Consider the following 20289-nt stretch of genomic DNA (forward strand, 5'->3'; position numbering starts at 1 on the left):
GTGAACTGTATTAGTTAGCAGGAGCTAAGTCAACAGTTGAAGATTCACCCGGAGTGTTTTGTTTGATGAAACGACCGCGGTCAATACCTTGTTTGTCAGCCAGGTAGTCGATCACAGCGTCTACACGACGGCTGCTCAGGTCTACACCACCTTTTTTGCCTTTAGCACCAGCGTGGCCGGTAACCAGTACATTACAAGAAGGATTTTGACGCAGGGTGTTTGCTACACTGCCCAGTACAGCTTCCATGTCGCTGGATACTTTGGTAGAGCTGCCTTTGAAAGAAACTGAAGGCAGAACCAGGCTAGCGCAGGTTACTTGAGGAGCAATGTTTTTGCAGCACTCAGGATCCGGGCATTTACCTACGCCGTCAGCGTCAACAGGCTGGCAATATGTCGGAGTGATGAGTTGTTTGTCTTTGTAGTCAGGTACACCGTCACCGTCGGTATCTTTCGCTACACCGTGAGAATCAACAGGAGCGCCGGCAGGAGTGTTCGGCTCGCGGTCGAACTGGTCGGTTACACCGTCACCGTCAGCATCAGGCAGAACGGGTTGGGGCAATTTCATGCGGCGGGGGCTGGTCAGCTCGTTGTAAGCGAAGTCCAGGGGATTAACCCACCAGAGCGGTTCAACACGTTTGTTGGGGTTGCCCAGGTTGAAGTTCAGGCGAACGCTGGTGTAAGAGAAGAAGTCTTTGCTGCCATCGTAAGCACCGGCGGTATAACCGTCCAGGTAGTCGTCGAAGGGCAGGGTCAGTTTTTCTTCAATACCGATGTTAAAGCGTTTAGACACTTTGAAAGCTACGCCGGTACCTACTTCCAGCGCATGACGCAGGAGTTGGTTGTCGTCTTTACGACCGATCTGAACACGGTTTCCTTGTGCAGGAGCGTTTTGTTCGTATTTCTTGTCGTGCAGATTTTTAAGTGCGTCGCGGATGTCTTTTTTCTTGCCGCCAAAGTTGATACCGCTGTAGTTGTAAGCTGCGCCGCTGGCATCCAGGGCGTCAACGTCAACATCAGCCATCATGATACCATAACCAGCCAGAACGTACCAGTTAACTTTGGGCTGTGATTTGTAGAACAGGATGTTGCTCAAAGAAGCAATCACGTCCAAAGAGAGTTGGTGTGTGGCAGTTTTATATGCCGGAACGATGAAGCCATTACGGTTAGCGGTTGCATTGTATGCGCCACCAACTGTGTTAACTTTCTTTTGATAATCCAGACCGTAGTCGAAAGAACCGGTATACTCACCTCTGATAGAGAAGGTATGACCGAGAGCTTTTCTGAGGGAGAGACCACCGCCGAAACCGGGGAGAGCCGCTACGTCACCTTTAATGAAGTGGTAACCACCGTGGAAACCAAGTTCCCACATGTTTCTGGGTTTTGCCGGGTAATCGGACTGATGGTTTCTGAAGCTGTTGAATTGCGCCATATTCTTAGCCGAAACTTTAGAGGAGTCCAGGGCGTCATATGAGGGTTTAACCTGCGCAAAACCTGGAGATGCTGCCAGAAGAGTCATTGCACCTGCCAGTAGTAAGTACTTTTTGCTTGCCATAATTGTTTTTTTATTTAAAAACTGTTAAAGATTTTACAATTAACGCGTTTTTTACCAAGCAAAGGTAAAAATCCTAAATGAATATACAAATTTTTCTTGCGATTTTATTTGTATTGATAACTCCCTCAAAACTAGAGGGTAAATTAAAGAACATTCAGGTAATGCATACAAATTCGGGGCCAAATTTACAAAATGTGGTATTTTCGGCCTAGCTTAGCGAACCTTTTTATTTTATCCATGGAGGAAATTAAACAACTGATCGGGAAGGAATTACAGGATTTCGAAGGAAAGTTTGCGGATGCAGTGAAGAGCAATGTTCCTCTGCTGGACCGGATTATGCACTATATCGTAAAACGGAAAGGCAAGCAGATCAGGCCCATGTTCGTTATTCTTTCAGCCCGCCTTTTCAGCCCGGAAATTAACGAAACCACCTACCGCGCCGCCGCTCTCGTAGAGCTGCTGCATACCGCCACGCTGGTGCACGACGATGTGGTGGACGATTCCCTGGAACGCCGTGGCTTTTTTTCCGTCAATGCCCTCTGGAAAAATAAAATAGCCGTACTGGTGGGCGACTACCTGCTCACGAAAGGACTGCTGTTATCATTGAACAACAAGGACTTCCGCAGCCTCGAAATCCTGACTACAGCTGTTAAGGAGATGAGTGAAGGGGAACTGCTCCAGCTCGAAAAAACCCGTAAACTGGATATTAAAGAAGACATATACTTCGAAATCATCCGCCGTAAAACGGCCTCCCTCCTCGCTTCCGCCTGCGCCGCCGGCTCCTGGAGCACGACGGAAAACGATGATACCGTCGAACAAATGCGCCTCTTCGGCGAAAAAGTCGGAATTGCCTTCCAGATCAAAGATGATTTATTCGATTACGGCTCCGCCAATGTGGGAAAACCAACAGGCAACGACATCCGGGAAAAGAAAATGACGCTCCCGCTGATTTACACCCTCCAGCATTGCCCCCCGGATCAGAAGAGATATATTATTAATATCGTCAAAAACCATAACACCGATAAAGACAAGGTCAACGAAGTGATCTCCCTGGTACGGGAAAGCGGCGGCATCGACTATACCCGGCAAAAAATGCTGGAATACCGTGATGAAGCCCTCGAAATCCTCCACAGGCTCCCGGAAGGCTCTATCCGCAACGGGCTGGAATCACTGGTTCGTTATACGACCGACCGTAAATTTTAGCCGTTTCCTGTCATTTTCCCGGTTTTAGCGAAACATCCCTGCCCGTTGCAGCGATTATACGCTAATGATCCTTATATTACAGTAGACTTGATTGAACACCGGAAGCAATTCCCGTAAGCTAATTTTTTTCATGCAGAAACGCTGGACAGTAAAGAAATATCAACCAAAAGAGGAACAACAGCTGCAGGCCGCTTTGAAAATACATCCCCTGCTTTGCAGATTGCTGGTACAACGAGGGATCACAAAGTATGATGAAGCCAAGCACTTTTTCCGGCCGCAGCTCAGCGATCTTCACGATCCCTGGAGCATGAAAGACATGGATAAAGCCATCCACCGCCTCGAAGATGCTTTTTTCAGAAGAGAGAAAATCCTCGTATACGGGGATTACGACGTGGACGGTACAACAGCCGTAGCCACCGTGTACGGCTTCCTCCAAACCATTTATGACAATATCGAATTTTATATCCCGCACCGCAGCCGCGAAGGATACGGTATTTCGCTGCAGGGCATCGAATACGCCCGGGAAAACGACTTTTCACTGGTGATCGCACTCGACTGCGGCATCAAATCCATCGAATACATTGCCTACGCCCGCTCGCTGGGCATCGATTTTATTATCTGCGACCACCACCTTCCGGATGCGGAAGTGCCGGACGCCGTGGCCATCCTCAACCCGAAACAGGCCGACTGTCCCTATCCCTACAAGGAACTAAGCGGCTGCGGCATCGGTTTTAAACTGATCAGCGCCCTCGCCCAGCAGAAAAACATCCCCATGGAAGAGGTGTACCGCTACCTCGACCTGGTGGCGACCAGTATCGCCGCCGACATTGTGCCCATCACAGGCGAAAACCGCATACTGGCGTTCCACGGCATCCACCAGGTAAACGAGGCGCCCAATGCCGGCATCCGGGCACTCATCGACCTGAGTAAACTGAAAGAGAAACTGACCACGTCCAACCTCGTGTTTGTGATTGCCCCCAGGGTCAATGCGGCCGGCCGGATGGACGATGCCCGCAAAGCAGTGAACCTCTTCATCGAAAAAGATTACGATAAAGCCTATTCCATCGCGGAAGTGCTGCATGGCGATAACCAGGAAAGGAAAGGGGTAGACATGAATATTACGCAGGAAGCCGTGAGCATCATTCAAAACGATGTGGCCCTGCACAGCCGTAAATCTACCGTACTGTTCCAGCCTCACTGGCACAAGGGTGTGGTGGGCATCGTAGCCTCCCGGCTGATCGACAAATATTATTACCGCCCCACCATTATTCTCACGCAAAGCAATGATAAAGTGGCCGGCTCCGCCCGTTCCGTATCCGGCTTTAACGTATATGAGGCTATTCATCAGTGCAAAGACCTGCTGGAAAACTATGGTGGCCACTTTTACGCGGCAGGCATGACCCTCAAACTGGAAAATGTGGAGGCTTTCTGCAAGAAATTCGAAGAGGTGGTGGCGTCTACCATCCAGCCCGATATGCTGATCCCGGAGATCGTGATCGATACGGAAATCAGCCTGTCTGACCTGACTCCCTCATTTTACAATATCATGCGACAGTTTGAGCCGCTCGGCCCGGAAAACCTGCGTCCGGTGTTCCTGGCCAGAAACCTCACCGATACCGGCTATTCCAGGATTGTAAAAGAAGAGCATCTGAAATTGTCCGTCAAACAGGCGAACGGGCCCTCTTTTTCAGGTATCGGATTTTTTATGGCCGATAAATTTGATATCGTAACCAGCAAAAAACCGTTCGACATGGTGTTCACACTGGAGGAAAATGAATGGAACGGAAATACTAGCCTGCAACTGAAGGCGATCGATATTCTTCCGTCGCGCTAAACACCGCAGCTTTCTCCTGCGCAACCATTGGCTGCCCCTGTGAACAGGCTGATGCGACGCGGCCGTGTCATAAAAAAGGTTTACAAACAACTCAACCACTACCCGGATTTTCCGCCTAAAGGCGTCAACCCGGGCCAGGATACGATTGTTCGACTATTTGACAATCAATATTTTAGGAAACCTCCACCGAAGCTTCTCCGTAGCTGAAGCATAGATGGAGCGTACATGAAGCATAGATGGAGCGTAGATGAAGCGTAGATACCCTCAGTTTACAAGAATGAGCAGACCCGGGAAGCCAACCTGACGAGAATAGCAATAAGCTTGTTCTTGATTTAAACAAGCCTGAACGCCGAACATCAAGCCGTGCTATTTCCTCGTTTGCTGGTTCAGCCAGGTGTACAATGCGGGGTCGTTATATGCCTTCGTCCAGGCATCGTGCCCGCCGGTGGGATTTTCCGTGTATTTAATGAGTGTTCCGCCGCAATCTTTCACAGCTTTCACCATTTCCCGGCTTTGGTTGACGTTGACAGTGGGATCATCGGCATTGTGAAACGCCCATACCGGCAAATTCTTCAACGCGCAGGCTTTGGAAACGGCACCACCGCCGCAGATGGGCACGGCCGCTGCAAATTTCCCCGGTGCGCTGGAAGCCCAGTCCCAGGTGCCGTAGCCTCCCATGCTCAGCCCCGTGATATAAATCCGGTTGGTGTCCACATTATACAGCTTCACTACATCCGCATACACGGCCTCCAGACCCTGCACGTCCCACCACTGGTTATCTTTACATTGCGGCGATACCACGATATACGGGAAATTGAGGTTACGGGAGGCTATCGCCGCCAATCCTTCGTTTTTAACCTTGTTCAGGTCGCTGCCCCGGCCGCCAACACCATGCAGGAAAATAATCACGGGCCAGCGGGTCGTTTTTTTCTCATTGTACGTGGCCGGAATCTGCAGCAGGTAATCCGTGACGCTCTTAGGGCTCGTCACTTTCCTGAATGAAATACCGGTTTGTTGCGGTTTGAAGTTACTGGTATCCACTGTTTCAGGTGGATTGGTATTGGAGCCTCCCGGGTTCTGCGGCGCCGGTTCTGCCACTCCTCCCTGTTTGGAACAGGCCACCGTAGCCAGCAGCGCAAAGCCCAACATGGCCATCACACTTGTCTTGCAGCTGAAGTTTTTCGTCATCAGGAATTGCTTGATATGGTTATGCATGACTGGTTTTTCTGAGCTGCAGCAAGTGCAATTGTTATACCAAAAAAGAAGCCGGCAGGGGCTAAAAACCGCTGCCAGCTTACATAAATTAATAATTCATCAGGAATCGTCATATACAATTTCCTTACGCTTATTCTGTTCCCATCAGCTCCACGCTTCTCTGCACAAACGCCGTCAGGTCGGCCCCTGTCAATAAATTTTGGGAGAGCAGCGCCAGGTCGGCCAGGTTGCGCACCTGCTTCTGCTGACGGTCACCGTTCCCTTCTTTGAGGATTTGCTGATAAATGGGATGATTGGCATTCACCGTCATGGTGATTTCATCGGGCATACCCGCAGCCCAGCTGCTCATGGAACCTCCCATGGCCGCCATATCTTTCATGCGCCGCATGAATTCGGAACGGGTAACGATCACCGGCTGCTCGGCCGTGTTGAGGCCCTTCAGCTCCACCTTGATATTGGGCTGCGGCAGTTGCTGACCGAACAGGTCTTTCAGCTTGCCTTCCTGCTCTTCGCTCAACACGCTCTGTGTTTGCGCCTCGTTGTTGATCAGGTTGTCGGCAATGTCGGCATCCACGCGGGTGAACTGTACGTTTTCCCACTTCATTTCCATCTGGTTGATGAAACCGGCATCCACCAGCGTATCGAGCTTCACTACCTTATACCCCTTGGCCTGCGCGGCTTTGATATAACTATCCTGCTGCACCGTATTGGTGGCGTACAGTATCACCAGTTTGTTTTCTTTATTTGTTTGCAGCGCGGCGGCGGTAGTGCGGTATTCTTCGAGCGTATAATACTCCGTTCCGCTCACATCGCCCATGATATGGAACTTGTTGGCTTTATCGAGGAATTTGTCTTCCGTCATCATCCCGTACTTCACGAACAGGCCGATGTGTTCCCATTTTTCTTCGAAGGCTTTCCGGTCGGTGCGGAACATTTCATCCAGCTTGTCGGCCACCTTTTTAGTGATGTGGGCATTGATCTTTTTCACATTGGGATCGCCCTGTAAATAGCTGCGGCTTACGTTCAGCGGGATGTCCGGTGAATCGATCACGCCATGCAGCAGCATCAGGAATTCGGGCACGATGTTTTTTACTTCATCGGTCACAAATACCTGGTTGCTGTAAAGATTGATCTTGTCTTTCTGTATCTCGTACGATTTGGTGATTTTCGGGAAATACAAAATGCCCGTGAGGTTAAACGGATAGTCCACGTTCAGGTGAATCCAGAACAGCGGCGCCTCCGCGAAGGGATACAATTCTTTATAAAAGTTCTCGTAATCTTCCTTGCTCAGTTCGCTGGGCTTTTTAACCCACGCCGGTGTGGTGTTGTTGATCTGCTGATCCTGGAATTTGATGGGAACCGGCAGGAAGCGGCAGAATTTTTCGAGGATGGTGCGGATGCGGTGTTCATCAAGGAATTCTTCGCTTTCCTCGTTGATATGCAGCACGATGTTGGTGCCGCGGCTTGTTTTCTCCGTTTCTTCAAGCTGGTATTCAGGGCTGCCGTCGCATTCCCAGCGAACGGCCTGTGTGTCAGGCCGCCAGGATTTAGTGAAAATTTCCACCTGGCCGCTCACCATGAACGATGAATAAAAGCCCAGCCCGAAATGGCCAATGATGTTGGCGCCGTTTTCCTGGCCCTTGTATTTTTTCACGAATTCCTCCGCACCGGAAAACGCTACCTGGTTGATGTATTTGTCTACTTCCTCCGCCGTCATGCCCACCCCCTGGTCTGCAATCGTGATGGTCTTTTTTTCTTTGTCGAGGGTTACCGTAATATCCAGGCTGCCCAGCTCTCCTTTGAATTCACCGACGCTGGCAAGGGTTTTCAGTTTCTGCGTGGCATCCACGGCGTTGCTCACCAGCTCGCGCAGGAAAATGTCGTGGTCCGAATAAAGGAATTTTTTAATGATGGGGAAGATGTTCTCTGTTTGTACACGTATGGCACCTTTCTGCATATTATTTGAGTTTTTAACGGGAAACATTTGTCAAAGGCTGTGCCACGGCTCTTCCGGCTGACAAGATGACCGTGTCCGCGATATTAACAAAAACATCATTATCAATTGCATGCCGGATAACGGAACTGGCGTAAATTAGGGTAATAAAAAAATCACCCCCAAGTCACCCCTAAAAAATCATCATTCTTATGATCAAACCTTTACTCCTGGCACTTTTACTGGCCCCCATACTGGTGTTTTCCCAGGCTACGAATCCTGCTCCGCAGGGCCTTCCCTATTTCCAGGACTTTTCAGGCCTGGCCCACAGCGCCATGGTTTTCCCCGCGGGCTGGCAGGGATGGACACTGAGCGGTGCGCCGGGCGGCAGTTTCAACACAGCCCCGGCGGCAACGGACAAGGCATTGACGCCCAACAGCAGCGCCTCCAGCACCGCCAATGGCGTGCATAATTATAACGGTAAAATCGGGTTCCTCAACAGCGGTTCGGTGGATAACGCCGTGGTGCTGAGCGTCAACACCTCGGGCAACACCGGCGTGAAAGTGGGATTTTTGGTGATGACGCTGCGAAACCCTTACGACGGCGCGAGCAACACGCGGGTGAATGAAGCCGTGCTGCAATACCGCACCAATGTCACCGGCGCCTTTACCAGCCTGCCTGCCACCCTGTACCAGAATAACGCGGTGCAGCAGACCGGCTCCGGCATCACTCTCCCGCAAAACCCGGTGTACCACGAAGTGCTGCTGCCGGCGGAGTGTGAAAACCAGCCGGTAGTACAGCTGCGCTGGGTCAACCGCCAGATCAGCGGCGCGGGCTCACGGCCTTCCTTTGCTATTGACAGCGTTACCGTGGCGGGCGTGAGCGGCGACGTCACACCGCCGCAGATCAGCAGCCTTAATCCAGCAAACGGCGCCACCAATGTGCAGCCGGGCATTCCGCTGGTGATCAATTTCAACGAAAACATTAAAAAGAATACCGGCACGGTAAGCGTCCACAACCGTACCCAGGGCACCATACAGGTAATCGACATCCTTTCCCCCGCCGTAACGGTGGCTGGCAACAGCCTCCGCATTGCCGCCGGCACACGGGGCAACCGGGAATATTACGTAACCCTCGACAGTAATGCCATCCAGGATTCCAACGGCAACGCCTTTGCGGGTATTGCCGACAGCACTGTATGGCGCTTTAGCACCGGCCCGCAGCTGCTCGGCTTTGACTTTACCACCTGCACCGGCAGCCTCCCGGATGGTTTTACCCAATACAGCGTGACCGGCGCCCAAACCTGGGCCTGTACAACGTTCGGCCAAACGGGGCCCGGCGTACAGATCAACGGCTTTGCTTCCGGGGCGCGGGAAAATGAAGACTGGCTGATATCACCCGTATTCGACTTCAGCGCGTTCGATTTCCCCCTGCTTTCCTTTGCCAGCCGCAGCGCATTCGCCGGCCCGGCACTGGAGCTGCGGATTTCCACCAACTACAGTGGCAGCGGAGATCCGCGGGCCGCTACGTGGACGACCATCAACGGCGGTTTCCCCGAAACCGCGTCGGACGTCTGGAAAACCTCTTCCAGTATCAATCTCGCTGATTTCAAAGGCACCGATGTTTACATTGCCTGGGTGTACACTTCGTCACCCACCCTGCAGGCCAGCCGGTGGACGCTCGACGATGTGCTCCTCACCAACTCCCCCACCCCGCCACCGCCCACGGTAACCACCGCTCCGCAACTGCTTGATTTCGATTACGTGAAAGCCGGCAATAAATCCGCCCCGCAGTCCTTTACCTTCTGGGGCAACGATCTCACCGGGCCCCTCCAGGTAACCGCCCCGGCGGGTTTTGAAATCTCGAACGACCAGGTGCAGTATTTCCCCACGCTGACTTACAATACCACCGGTCCGGTGACCGTATGGGCCCGGTTCGCACCTACGGCAGCCGATCAAAATTACCGTGCCGCCATCAGCTTCAGCTCACCCGGTCTGAACGTGCAACAGGTAACGCTCGCCGGCACTTCGCTGCGCACGCTGAAAGTGGTGAACTGGAACATGGAATGGTTCGGGCATCTGCAGTTCGGCCCCACCGACGAGGCACTGCAACAGGCCAACGCCTTGAAAGTGTTCAGGCATGCGGACGCCGACCTGTACGCCCTCAGCGAAGTGGTGGACACCATCCGCCTGAAGGCCTTGGTAGATTCACTCCCCGGCTACCGGTACACCGTTTCCGATTTCGGGTCGCGGGTAGATAGCCTGACGGCTCCCAAATACGACAGCGCCCAGAAACTGGCCTTTGTATACCGCGATTCGCTGGTGAAGAGCGTGCGCACATACGGCGTGCTCCGGAAAGGCGGCAGCCCGGTGGCGTACAACAACTGGTCGTCCGGCCGCTTCCCCTACCTGCTGGAGGCCGACGTGAACCTCAATAACGATACCGCCCGCATTCATTTCATCGTGATACACGCCAAAGCCAATACGGGCGACGCGGCAGACAAGATAGAAAGCTGGCATCGCCGGAAGGATGGGGCCAAAGAGTTAAAAGATACGCTGGACGTGCACTTCCCGTATAAGAACGTGCTCGTGCTCGGGGACTTTAACGACGACTTCGACCGGACCATCACCACGGAAATGCCGGATACCACTACCTCGTATATCGACTTCAAGCTTGATACGGTGAACTATACGCCGTTTACTTATCCCCTCAGCCTGGCGCGGCAACGGTCTACCGCCTCCTTCGCCGATATGATCGACCATGCCATGGGCACCAACGAAATGCAGTATGCTTACGTGCCGCAATCTGCCAAAGTGCTGCGGAGCGTGGAAAGCATCGTGCCCTCATATGCCACCCGCACCTCCGACCACTTCCCCGTCGCCACACGCTATGATGTGCGGGTACTGGCCCACCCGGTGGTGATCAGCCATTTTTCCGCACGGCCTGAAAACGGCGGGGTGGAACTAAACTGGCAAACGGAGCGGGAAATCAATAACGACCGGTTTGTGGTGGAAAGAAGCCGTAACCGGCGCCACTTTACACCTACAGACACGGTGCCTGCCGTGGCGCCGAACGGCGGGGGCGCTGCTTACCTGAGCCAGGACGATACGGTGCTGCCCGGCCAATGGCATTACCGGCTGAAACAGGTAAGTAAAGACGGGACCGTACGGTACAGCTCCGTGCAAAGTGTGCTGGTATTGGGCCGCGAGGCCTGGTTCCGCCTGCTGTGCTTTATGCTGGGCCGCCAGCTGTACATTTACCTCGATGCCCCGAATCACGGACCTGCCACCCTTCAATTAGTTGATATGCAGGGTGTTATCAGGTACCAGGGTCAAACGGTGTTTGCCAAGGGCCGCAATGTGAAAACGGTGGATGTGGGGCATATGCCGGCGGGCGTTTACCTGCTGAAGGTGCAGAGCGGCAACCGGGTGGAGGTAAAGAAAGTATTTGTATATCATTGATAAACAGGACATTGAAATCAAACCCGGGAAACTGCTATGTTTCCCGGGTTTTTTTATCCGGAAACGGGCTTAAATTCAGGCCCATAAAGCGGATAATCTAAAAAATACCCCTATCTTTGCACTCCGATTTTTATTTTTTATTACAAACTAACAAGGGAAAATTATGTCAAACTACGAATTGATGGTGATCTTTACCCCTGTGCTTTCTGAGGAAGACTACAAAGCTGCTCAGAAAAAATTCGCTGACCTCGTTACAGACAACGGCGGTGAATTGGTGCACGAGAATCCCTGGGGTTTAAAATCACTGGCGTACCCAATCCAGAAGAAAACCACGGGCATGTACCTGGTTCTGGAGTTCAAGGCGCCATCCGACTTCAATGAGAAGCTGAAAATTCAGCTGAACCGCGATGAAAATGTATTGCGTTACATGGTCACCAAACTGGACAAGCACGCTCAGGCGTACAATGCCAAAAAAAGAGGTACCTACGATGCTGAACCTAAACCCGTAGAAGCTTAAAGTTATGGCAGTTAAACAAGAGATCAAGTACTTAACCGCGGTTAAGCAAGAGAAGCGCCAGAAAAAATACTGCCGCTTCAAGAAATTGGGTATCAAGTATGTAGATTACAAAGATGCCGAGTTTTTGAAAAAATTCCTGAATGATCAGGGTAAGATGCTGCCTCGCCGTATCACCGGTAACTCGCTGAAATTCCAGCGCAAGGTGGCCGAGGCGATCAAAAAAGCTCGTCAAATGGCTTTATTGCCTTATGTTACTGACCTTTTAAAGTAAGAAACAATGCAAGTAATCTTAATACAAGACGTAGATAACCTGGGACAGAAGAATGAACTGGTAACCGTGAAAAACGGTTACGCCAGGAACTTCCTGATTCCCCAGAAGTTTGCCGTAGAAGCAAGCACTTCCAACCTGAAGCAGCTGAACGAGCGCGTGAAAGTGCAGAAAGTGAAGGAAGAAAAAATGCTGGCTGAAATCGCGAAAGTGGTGGAAGTTCTGAAAGCTTCTCCAGTGAAGATCGGTGCCAAAACCGGTACTTCCGGCAAAATCTTCGGTAGTGTTACCGGCGTTCAGATCGCCCGTGCTATCAAAGAACAAAAAGGATATGAGATCGACCGTCGCCGCATCCACATCATCGGCGATGTAAAAGAACTGGGTTCTTACAAGGCCCGCCTCGATTTCGGTAAAGGCAACGACGCCGAGCTGGAATTTGAAGTGGTGTCCGAGTAATCTCCCGCTGATATGCTTTAAAAAGGTTGTTCCTCCGGGAGCAGCCTTTTTTTATGCCCCTCCTTTCCGCCCGTCCCGCAACAATTCGCGGCTGTGTGTTGTTGTTTATGGTGTCATTTCAATCACTCCCCTTCAAAACAATCCTGTCATGAAACAGATCTTAGCTATCCTTGTTCTCGTGGTGCTGACCGGCTCCGCCGTTGCACAAAGCAATCCCGCGGCTGTGGCTCCCAAAGTGCTCGACGCCGCAAAATCCTCCCAGGGTTTTGACGTAAAAGGCATCGCCACCAGCATCCTGGGCCAACTCACGCCTGCCCTGGGCCTGAGCGCCGTACAGAAACCAAGCGTGCTCAACGCCGTGACCAGTTTCCTGAAAGACAAATCAGGCATCCTGGGCCTCGCCAAAACAGACAAAGCCGCCTACGCCACCAAATTCGCCGGCCTGCAAAACGGGTTGTTCGGAAAGTTGAAAACGATTTTATCGGTTGCCCAGTACGCCAAATTCCTGGGCCTGAAACCGAAAACAAACGATGCGACCAATGCCCTGTCGCAGTTATTCTTTTAATGAGTTGATCAGTAAAACCGGAACGGGCGCCGCGGATGCAGCGCCCGTTTTTTATGTGAAAGGCGTACGTTTTATCGGGCAGCTGCATAAAAAGACGAGCGTCCTTTTGGAGGTATGCTACTCCGTTGTCCAAATGCCGCTTTGCCGGGAAGATGCATGCACAATGTCGCAGTAGTATTAAAAAGAACGGGCACCCCTGTACCGGAGCGCCCATTCTGGTGCGGTTCCGCCTTAGGGGCCGGAACGCACATGGGATGGAATATCATTCATACCGCAATGCCACAATCGGGTCGAGGCGGGAAGCTTTGATAGCGGGATAAATACCTGAAATAAGCCCCACTACCGCGCAGGAGGTAATGCCGATGCCGATCCACAACCACGGCACCACAAAGTTGGAGCCCAGCGCCAGCGACATGATATTGCCCACCAGCATGCCCAGGAACACACCCAGCGCGCCGCCAAGCACACTGATGATGATCGCCTCGAACACGAACTGCTGGCGGATGGTGGGGGCCGTAGCACCCAGGGCTTTGTTTACGCCTATTTCGCGGGTCCGCTCAGCCACGGAAACGAGCATGATGTTCATGAGCCCGATGGCGGAGCCGAACAGCGTGATCAAACCGATGATCGCCGCGGCGGCCGTTACCGTGCTCAGGTTGCGGAACAGCATTTCGGCCACACTGTCGCTACGGCTGATATAAAAGTTATTTTCCTCGTTCACCGCCATTTTCCGGACTACCCGGAAAACGCCCGTCGCCTCCCCGATGGCGGCGTCGAGCTTTGAAATATCGTCTACGTTCACATTGATCTGGTAAGTGGCATTGGGGCGGTTGAACACCCGACGGGTGCTGCTCACGGTGGTTACCACCACATTGTCCGCACTGAACACATTACTGCTGCCTTTGCTTTTGAGAATACCGATCACCCTGTACCGCACATTCCCCACACGAACGGCGGAGTTCAACGCGCTTTCGGGCTTTCCGGAAAACAGTTTTTTCACTACATCGCTGCCGAGCACTGCCACATTGCGGCCCGATTCCATATCGGCGCTGTTAAAATTACGCCCCATCGACAGATCGTAATTATTCAGCTGAAGGTAATTTTCATCCCCGCCCACCACCTGTACGGTAGGGTTGGTTTTCTTGTCGTCTTTATACACCGTCATGTTGCCGCCTGCCCTGAATGATACGCCCACGGTGGCAGGGAAAGCATACCTTTCCTTGAACTCCATGGCTTCCCGGTAGGTAATGAGTTTATTCCGGTTGGAGCTGCGCACCCTCATTTTACGGCTGGAACCGCGGGTGGCATTGCCGGAGCCACCCATGCGGATGATCATTTCGCGGTTGCGGATGGAGAAACCATTGGCGCCCATGCTGGCAAAACTATCGTAGATCTTGCCCTTCATGGCGTCGATGGCCGTCAGGATGCCCACCAGGGCCATAATGCCGAAGGCAATGATAGCGATCGTCAATCCTGCACGCAGGCGGTTTGCACTGATGGAGCGGAATGCAAGGGAAAATATATCTCTGACTTTCATAACAACGGTTAATTAAAGTTAATGTAATTCCCCGTCAAAAATGCCCCGGCGGGATGAGCGGCATAAAAAAGAAAAGCGCCCCCTGTGGGAGGCGCTTCCGATATCTTGACCGGTAATGCCGGCTTACAGGAATTGCAGTATCAGACCGGGGAAAACACCCAGGATGATCACCACGGCAACTGCTGTCACGAGCAGGCCTTTATAGCCGCCGGTAATGGGCGCGTTCGTTTCGGCGTCGCCGGTTTTGAAATACATCGCCATAATCACCCGGAAGTAATAATAGGCGCTGATGGCGGCGCACAATACCCCCACGATCACCAGCCACAACAGGTTGCCCTGCTGCACGGCGGCGGAAAGCAGGAAATATTTCGCGAAGAAACCGGCGGTGAGGGGAATGCCAGCGAGGGACAATAAAAACACGGTGTTGGCCAGCGCCAGCAGCGGCTGGGTACGGGCCAGGCCGTTATATCCTTCGAAGGTATAATCTTTCAGTTTCAGCAGAATGGAGAAAATGCCGATGGTAGCCACACTGTAGGCGATGGCATACAGCATGATACCCTGCGTAGCCGTTTCGTTGAACGCCACAACGGCGAACAGCATAAAACCGGCCTGTGCGATACTGGAGTATGCCAGCATTCTTTTTACGCTCTGCTGGAACACGGCCGTAAAGTTACCTATGAGCAAAGTGGCGGCGGTGATGATGGCGAGGATCAGCTGCCAGTGGCCGGTGATGGAACCTTCGCTGAAGCTGACATGAAACAGGCGGATGAATGCCAGGAAACTCGCAGCTTTCACGATGGTAGCCATGAACGCGGTAAACACGGTAGGTGAACCATCGTATACATCGGGCGTCCAGAAGTGGAAGGGCGCGGCGGATACTTTAAACGCCAGGGCAAAACCGGTGAGCAGGATGCCGCACAGGGCCAGCGGCGACAAATCGCCGGTACCGAGGCCCATTTCACGGATGTTGAAAGAACCGGTAGCGCCATACAGCAATGCAATCCCCATCAGCAGAATGCCGGTGGTGAAAGAGCCCGTCAGAAAATACTTCAGGGAAGCCTCATTGCTTTTCAGGTTCTTTTTATCTGCGCCCGCCAGAATGTATTGCGGAATGGAAATAATTTCAATGGCCAGGAACAGCATCAGCAGGTTGCTGAAAGATGCGGTGAGGGTGATGCCGGCGAGGATGAAAAACACCAGCGCGAAATAATCGGCCACATCTTCGCCCACCTTTTCGAAGGCGCTGCCGCAAAGCAGGAAGTACAGGAAAGTACAACCGATGGCGATGCCGTTGAACAAAACGGACACGGAGCTCACCTCCAGCATGCCGTACAGCACGGTGCTGCTGCCGCCGGCCAGCTGACCGTCGTACCAGTTTGCAATAAAAGCGATAATGGTACCGGCAATGGCATAATATTTAATGTGCTGCTTGTTCTTCACAAACAGTCCGGCAAACATCATAACAATCCCAAATACAGCCGTAGAAATTAATGCGTTCATATCTTAACGTTACAGAATCTCTATTTTAAATTATTTCACCCACGCCGTTGCGTTCACAATTGCCGTAGTGCTGTGCACCAGTTCCAGTAAAGGTTTGGGGTACACACCCAGGAAAAAGATCACGACGATCACGGCCCCGATAGCCAGCATTTCACCGGATTTCAGATCGGTGGTGGTGGCCGTCAGTGCGTTGGCTTCGCCGAAAATCACTTTCTGCAGCATCCGGAGCATGTAAACGGCGGCCAGGATAATGGCCAGACCGGCGATAGCGGCAAACCATGCGTTATACTGAAACAGCCCGCTGAACATCAGGAACTCACCGATAAAACCATTGGTCAGCGGCAGCGCGATATTGGCCAGACTCACCACCACCAGCACGATGGCCAGTTTCGGCGCGTACGAGGCAATGCCGCCCATCTCGCTCATATTTTTAATGTTGAGACGGTTCTGGATGATCTCCACCACTATCCACAAACCGATGATATTGATACCGTGGTTGAACATCTGTACCTGTACACCCTGCATGCTCTGCTCGTTGTTGGCGAAAATCGCAGCGCTCATCAACCCGATATGCGCGATGGAAGAGTACGCGATCAGGCGTTTGAGATCAGACTGCATGATGGCGATGCACGAAGCGTAGATGATACCGATGATGGACAATACGATGGCCACTTCCTGCCACATGAACGCGCCCTGGGGCAGCACCGGCAGCAGCCAGCGGATAACGCCGAACAGGCCCATCTTCACCATGATGCCGCTCAGCACCATCGTAACGGGGGTAGGCGATTGTTCGTAAGTGTCGGGCTGCCAGGTGTGAAAGGGAAATACCGGCATCTTGATGGCGAAGGCCACAAAGAAAAGCCAGAACAACCACGACTGGTCCTGCGTGCTCAGTTGCAGCGATGTAAAGGACGTCCAGCTGAAAGAATGATCCGGCGTCTGGAAATAAATATAGATAATGCCTACCAGCATCAGCAGGGAACCTGCAAACGTGTAAACAAAGAATTTAAATGTAACGGGCACCGCTCTTTCGCCGCCCCACATGGAGCAAAGGAAATAAACGGGAATCAGCGCCAGTTCCCAGAATACGTAGAACAGCAGCGCGTCGTAAGCGGTAAACACGCCGATGAGGCCGGCCTGCGACAGCAGCATGAGGCCGTAGAAGGCACCCGGTTTCTCGTAATCGCGGTTGTACACCGTAATGAAGATGAGCGGAAATGAGATGGCCGTGAGCAGGCACAGCATGGTGCCCATACCATCCAATCCTACATTAAATTGACTGCCCAGCTGGGGAATCCAGCTTTGGGTGAACTGCAGGCTTTCCGGCGCAGCGCTGAACTGCTGCCATGCAATCACTGCAACTACCAGCGAGGCTAATGAAGATAACAAGCTGAATACTTTAGCAGCCGGCCCTTTCAGCCCGAACGTGATCAGCCCTGTTACCAAAGGAATCAATATGAGTAATACTGTCAACATATCTTTATCTTAATCCGCTATCGATTATAAAAACAAACTGATCACCAACAATACGATCATCCCGATCACCATGGCGAAGATGTAGAAACCCACCTGGCCGTTCTGCAACAGCCTCATCCGGCCGCCGCCCCATTTCACGCCCCGGCCAACGCCATTCACCACGCCGTCGATACCGGCTTTTTCCACCACGTTCTGGAAGAAAGCGCTCAGCGCCATCAGGGGTTTCACGATCACGGCATCGTACAGCTCGTCCACATACCATTTATTTTCCAGCACTTTGGCGATACCGGTGTTTTCGGCACCGCTGTCCTGGTAGTTGCTGAACCTGCTGCGCGCAAACAGGATCATCACGATCACCAGTCCGGTGCTCAGGCCCATCAGTCCCCATTCGAGACTGTGGCTCAGGTGATGCGCGTGCAGGTAAGGCGCGGAAGGTTCGAAGATGGGCGCCAGGTAACCGGACAGGAAGTGCGGTACACCGAATACTTCAGGCATGCCCACATAACCGCCGATCACAGACAGCACCGCCAGCACGATCAGCGGCAGGGTAATAGCAGCGGGACTTTCGTGCAGGTGATGTTCCTGTTCATGGGTACCGCGGAATTTACCGGTGAAGGTGATGTAATAGAGGCGGAACATATAGAAAGCCGTCATCAGAGCGCCGATGAGGGCCAGTGCGTACATGATTTTATTGTAGCCGAAGGTATGGGCGAGGATTTCGTCTTTCGAGAAGAAACCGCTCAGGCCGGGAATACCTGCGATGGCCAGGCAGCCGATCAGGAAGGTGATGTTGGTCACGGGCATCCATTTTTTGAGGCCGCCCATTTTGCGGATGTCCTGCTCGCCGCCCATGGCATGGATTACGGAGCCGGAGCCAAGGAACAACAGGGCTTTGAAGAAAGCGTGCGTCATTACGTGGAACACGGCGGCAGTGTAAGCGCCCACGCCGAGTGCCAGGAACATATAACCCAGCTGGCTTACCGTGGAGTAGGCCAGCACTTTTTTGATGTCGTTTTGTTTCAGTGCGATGGATGCGGCCAGCAAAGCCGTTACCAGGCCTACCACGGCGATAATGGCCTGGATGTGGGGAGCCAGCGAATAAATCACGTTGCTGCGGGCCACCATATAAATACCCGCGGTCACCATCGTAGCGGCGTGGATAAGGGCCGACACCGGGGTGGGGCCTGCCATCGCGTCGGGCAGCCAGGTGTAGAGGGGAATTTGTGCGGATTTACCCATGGCGCCGATGAAAAGCAGCATGGCGATGGCGAACAGCACATTGCTGTTGGCGCCAACGGCCGGCACCTGCGCAAACACTTCGGTAAAGGTTACTGAACCGAACTGCTGGATGAGCAGGAAGATGCCGAGCAGGAAACCGAGGTCGCCGATGCGGTTCATGATGAACGCTTTGTTGGCGGCTTTATTATAGCTGATATTTTTGAACCAGAAACCGATGAGCAGGTAAGAGCAGAGCCCCACACCTTCCCAGCCGATGAACATCATCACATAGTTGGCGCCCAGCACCAGTATCAACATGGAGAACACGAACAGGTTGAGGTAAGCGAAATAACGGGCGAATCCCTCGTTGCTTTCCTCATGCATGTAAGAAGTGGAGTAAATATGAATGAGCGAGCCCACGCCGGTGATGATCAGCAGGAACAAAGCGCTCAGCTGGTCTACCTGGAAGGCGAAGGGAATGTGCAGGCTGCCCACGTTAATGAAATCAAACAGTGTAACCACCTGGGGGGTGAAGCCCGGTGTGCGCACTTCAAAGAAAATGAGCAAACTGATCACAAACGCCGCTACCACACTTCCGCTACCTATAACGCCTGTCAGCGATTTAGATAAATACCTCCTGCCCAATCCATTGATCAGGAACCCTAACAACGGTAAGAACGGTACCAGCCAAACAAGATGTATCATCGATCTATACTATTTTTAAATTCCTTAGTTTTTCAATCTGCTGAGAATATTGATGTCTACCGAATGCGTGTTGCGGTACATCATCACGATAATGGCCAGGCCCACTGCTACTTCGGCGGCGGCCACCACCATCACAAAAAACACGAAGAGCTGCGCAGCGGCGGCATCTATACGGCCGGCATCCACCCACATTTTGGAGAAGGCTACCAGCAAAAGGTTCACGGCATTCAGCATCAGTTCTATGCACATGAAAATAATGATCGCGTTCCTGCGCATGAGTACGCCCATTATGCCAATGCAGAAAAGGGCTACGCTGAGGAAGATGTAATATTGAACCGGCATCGAGATGATTTTTTATTTTTTACCAATCACAACAGCTCCTACCATCGCGCTGAGGAACAGTACGCTGCTCAGCTCGAAAGGCACTACATAACTGGTGAACAATGTTTTACCGAGGTTGGCCACGAGGCCGATGTCTGTGGAAGCTGGCTGAATCGCGGGCATGCTGGCGTCGCGCAGGGCGGCTACCAGTACCAGCAACAGCGCACCGCCGCTGATGGCGCCGGCGTATTTCAGCCAGTTGCGCTTCTGCGGCTCAATATCCGCATTCAGGTTCATCATCATCAGCACGAAAAGAAACAGTACCATGATGGCGCCTGTGTAAACGATCAGGTGCACCACAAACAGGAACTGTGCGTTCAGCATAATGTAATGGCCTGCAATGGCAACAAAGCAGGTGATCATGCACAGCACGCTGTTAACTGGGTTCTTGCTTAAAATCACTCCCAACGCCCCTGCTAAGGCAATGGCGGAAAGCACGATAAAAATAATCTGTTGTATGTCCATTCT

16 protein-coding genes are annotated in these 20289 nt (G+C 52.4%); 7 read left to right on the top strand and 9 right to left on the bottom strand.

Going from position 1 to position 20289, the window contains the following annotated elements:
• Positions 1–10 precede the first annotated feature (10 nt).
• Complete coding sequence (locus tag EGT74_RS22975) at positions 11–1552, bottom strand: OmpA family protein (RefSeq protein ID WP_123848864.1); 1542 nt, start codon at positions 1550–1552, stop codon at positions 11–13.
• Between the two features lie 237 nt (positions 1553–1789).
• Here EGT74_RS22975 and EGT74_RS22980 point away from each other — a divergent pair, with 237 nt between their 5' ends.
• A complete protein-coding gene (locus EGT74_RS22980) occupies positions 1790–2755 on the top strand; it encodes a polyprenyl synthetase family protein (protein WP_123848865.1) in 966 nt (321 codons plus the stop codon).
• A 130-nt stretch (positions 2756–2885) separates the two neighbouring features.
• Positions 2886–4589, top strand: coding sequence for a single-stranded-DNA-specific exonuclease RecJ (recJ, locus tag EGT74_RS22985; protein ID WP_123848866.1), 1704 nt, complete (start codon positions 2886–2888; stop codon positions 4587–4589).
• A 366-nt stretch (positions 4590–4955) separates the two neighbouring features.
• Here recJ and EGT74_RS22990 read toward each other — a convergent pair whose 3' ends face one another.
• Together EGT74_RS22990 and htpG are read right to left on the bottom strand one after the other, a co-directional pair.
• Positions 4956–5804, bottom strand: coding sequence for a carboxylesterase family protein (locus tag EGT74_RS22990; protein ID WP_220392933.1), 849 nt, complete (start codon positions 5802–5804; stop codon positions 4956–4958).
• Between the two features lie 130 nt (positions 5805–5934).
• A complete protein-coding gene (htpG, locus tag EGT74_RS22995) occupies positions 5935–7761 on the bottom strand; it encodes a molecular chaperone HtpG (RefSeq protein ID WP_123848867.1) in 1827 nt (608 codons plus the stop codon).
• 188 nt (positions 7762–7949) lie between these two features.
• On the opposite strand from htpG, the gene EGT74_RS23000 reads away from it, so the two are divergent.
• The 5 genes from EGT74_RS23000 to EGT74_RS23020 all read left to right on the top strand — a co-directional run bounded on the left by EGT74_RS23000 (position 7950) and on the right by EGT74_RS23020 (position 13004).
• Positions 7950–11198, top strand: coding sequence for an Ig-like domain-containing protein (locus EGT74_RS23000; protein ID WP_123848868.1), 3249 nt, complete (start codon positions 7950–7952; stop codon positions 11196–11198).
• 163 nt (positions 11199–11361) lie between these two features.
• A complete protein-coding gene (gene rpsF / locus EGT74_RS23005) occupies positions 11362–11715 on the top strand; it encodes a 30S ribosomal protein S6 (RefSeq protein WP_123848869.1) in 354 nt (117 codons plus the stop codon).
• Between the two features lie 4 nt (positions 11716–11719).
• Positions 11720–11986, top strand: a complete 267-nt coding sequence (rpsR, locus tag EGT74_RS23010; protein ID WP_119078554.1) for a 30S ribosomal protein S18 — start codon at positions 11720–11722, stop codon at positions 11984–11986.
• A gap of 6 nt (positions 11987–11992) precedes the next feature.
• Positions 11993–12439, top strand: a complete 447-nt coding sequence (gene rplI, locus EGT74_RS23015; protein ID WP_123848870.1) for a 50S ribosomal protein L9 — start codon at positions 11993–11995, stop codon at positions 12437–12439.
• A 148-nt stretch (positions 12440–12587) separates the two neighbouring features.
• Positions 12588–13004, top strand: a complete 417-nt coding sequence (locus tag EGT74_RS23020) for a hypothetical protein (RefSeq protein WP_123848871.1) — start codon at positions 12588–12590, stop codon at positions 13002–13004.
• 262 nt (positions 13005–13266) lie between these two features.
• Here the strand turns inward: EGT74_RS23020 and EGT74_RS23025 are convergent, their stop codons facing one another.
• The 6 genes from EGT74_RS23025 to EGT74_RS23050 all read right to left on the bottom strand — a co-directional run bounded on the left by EGT74_RS23025 (position 13267) and on the right by EGT74_RS23050 (position 20286).
• Positions 13267–14541, bottom strand: a complete 1275-nt coding sequence (locus tag EGT74_RS23025; protein WP_123848872.1) for an ABC transporter permease — start codon at positions 14539–14541, stop codon at positions 13267–13269.
• A 123-nt stretch (positions 14542–14664) separates the two neighbouring features.
• The gene (locus EGT74_RS23030) at positions 14665–16002 is read right to left on the bottom strand and encodes an NADH-quinone oxidoreductase subunit N (protein WP_246008287.1); all 1338 of its coding nucleotides are present in this window, start codon (positions 16000–16002) and stop codon (positions 14665–14667) included.
• 69 nt (positions 16003–16071) lie between these two features.
• Positions 16072–17517 carry a complex I subunit 4 family protein gene (locus EGT74_RS23035; protein WP_123848874.1) on the bottom strand — a complete coding sequence of 482 codons (1446 nt, stop codon included), beginning with the start codon at positions 17515–17517 and terminating at the stop codon, positions 16072–16074.
• A gap of 24 nt (positions 17518–17541) precedes the next feature.
• Positions 17542–19440, bottom strand: coding sequence for an NADH-quinone oxidoreductase subunit L (gene nuoL, locus EGT74_RS23040; protein ID WP_123848875.1), 1899 nt, complete (start codon positions 19438–19440; stop codon positions 17542–17544).
• Between the two features lie 24 nt (positions 19441–19464).
• The gene (nuoK, locus tag EGT74_RS23045; protein ID WP_123848876.1) at positions 19465–19782 is read right to left on the bottom strand and encodes an NADH-quinone oxidoreductase subunit NuoK; all 318 of its coding nucleotides are present in this window, start codon (positions 19780–19782) and stop codon (positions 19465–19467) included.
• 12 nt (positions 19783–19794) lie between these two features.
• Positions 19795–20286, bottom strand: coding sequence for an NADH-quinone oxidoreductase subunit J family protein (locus tag EGT74_RS23050; RefSeq protein WP_123848877.1), 492 nt, complete (start codon positions 20284–20286; stop codon positions 19795–19797).
• Positions 20287–20289: the final 3 nt, after the last annotated feature.

Source organism: Chitinophaga lutea (genome assembly GCF_003813775.1).
GTDB classification, from domain to species: Bacteria; Bacteroidota; Bacteroidia; order Chitinophagales; family Chitinophagaceae; genus Chitinophaga; species Chitinophaga lutea.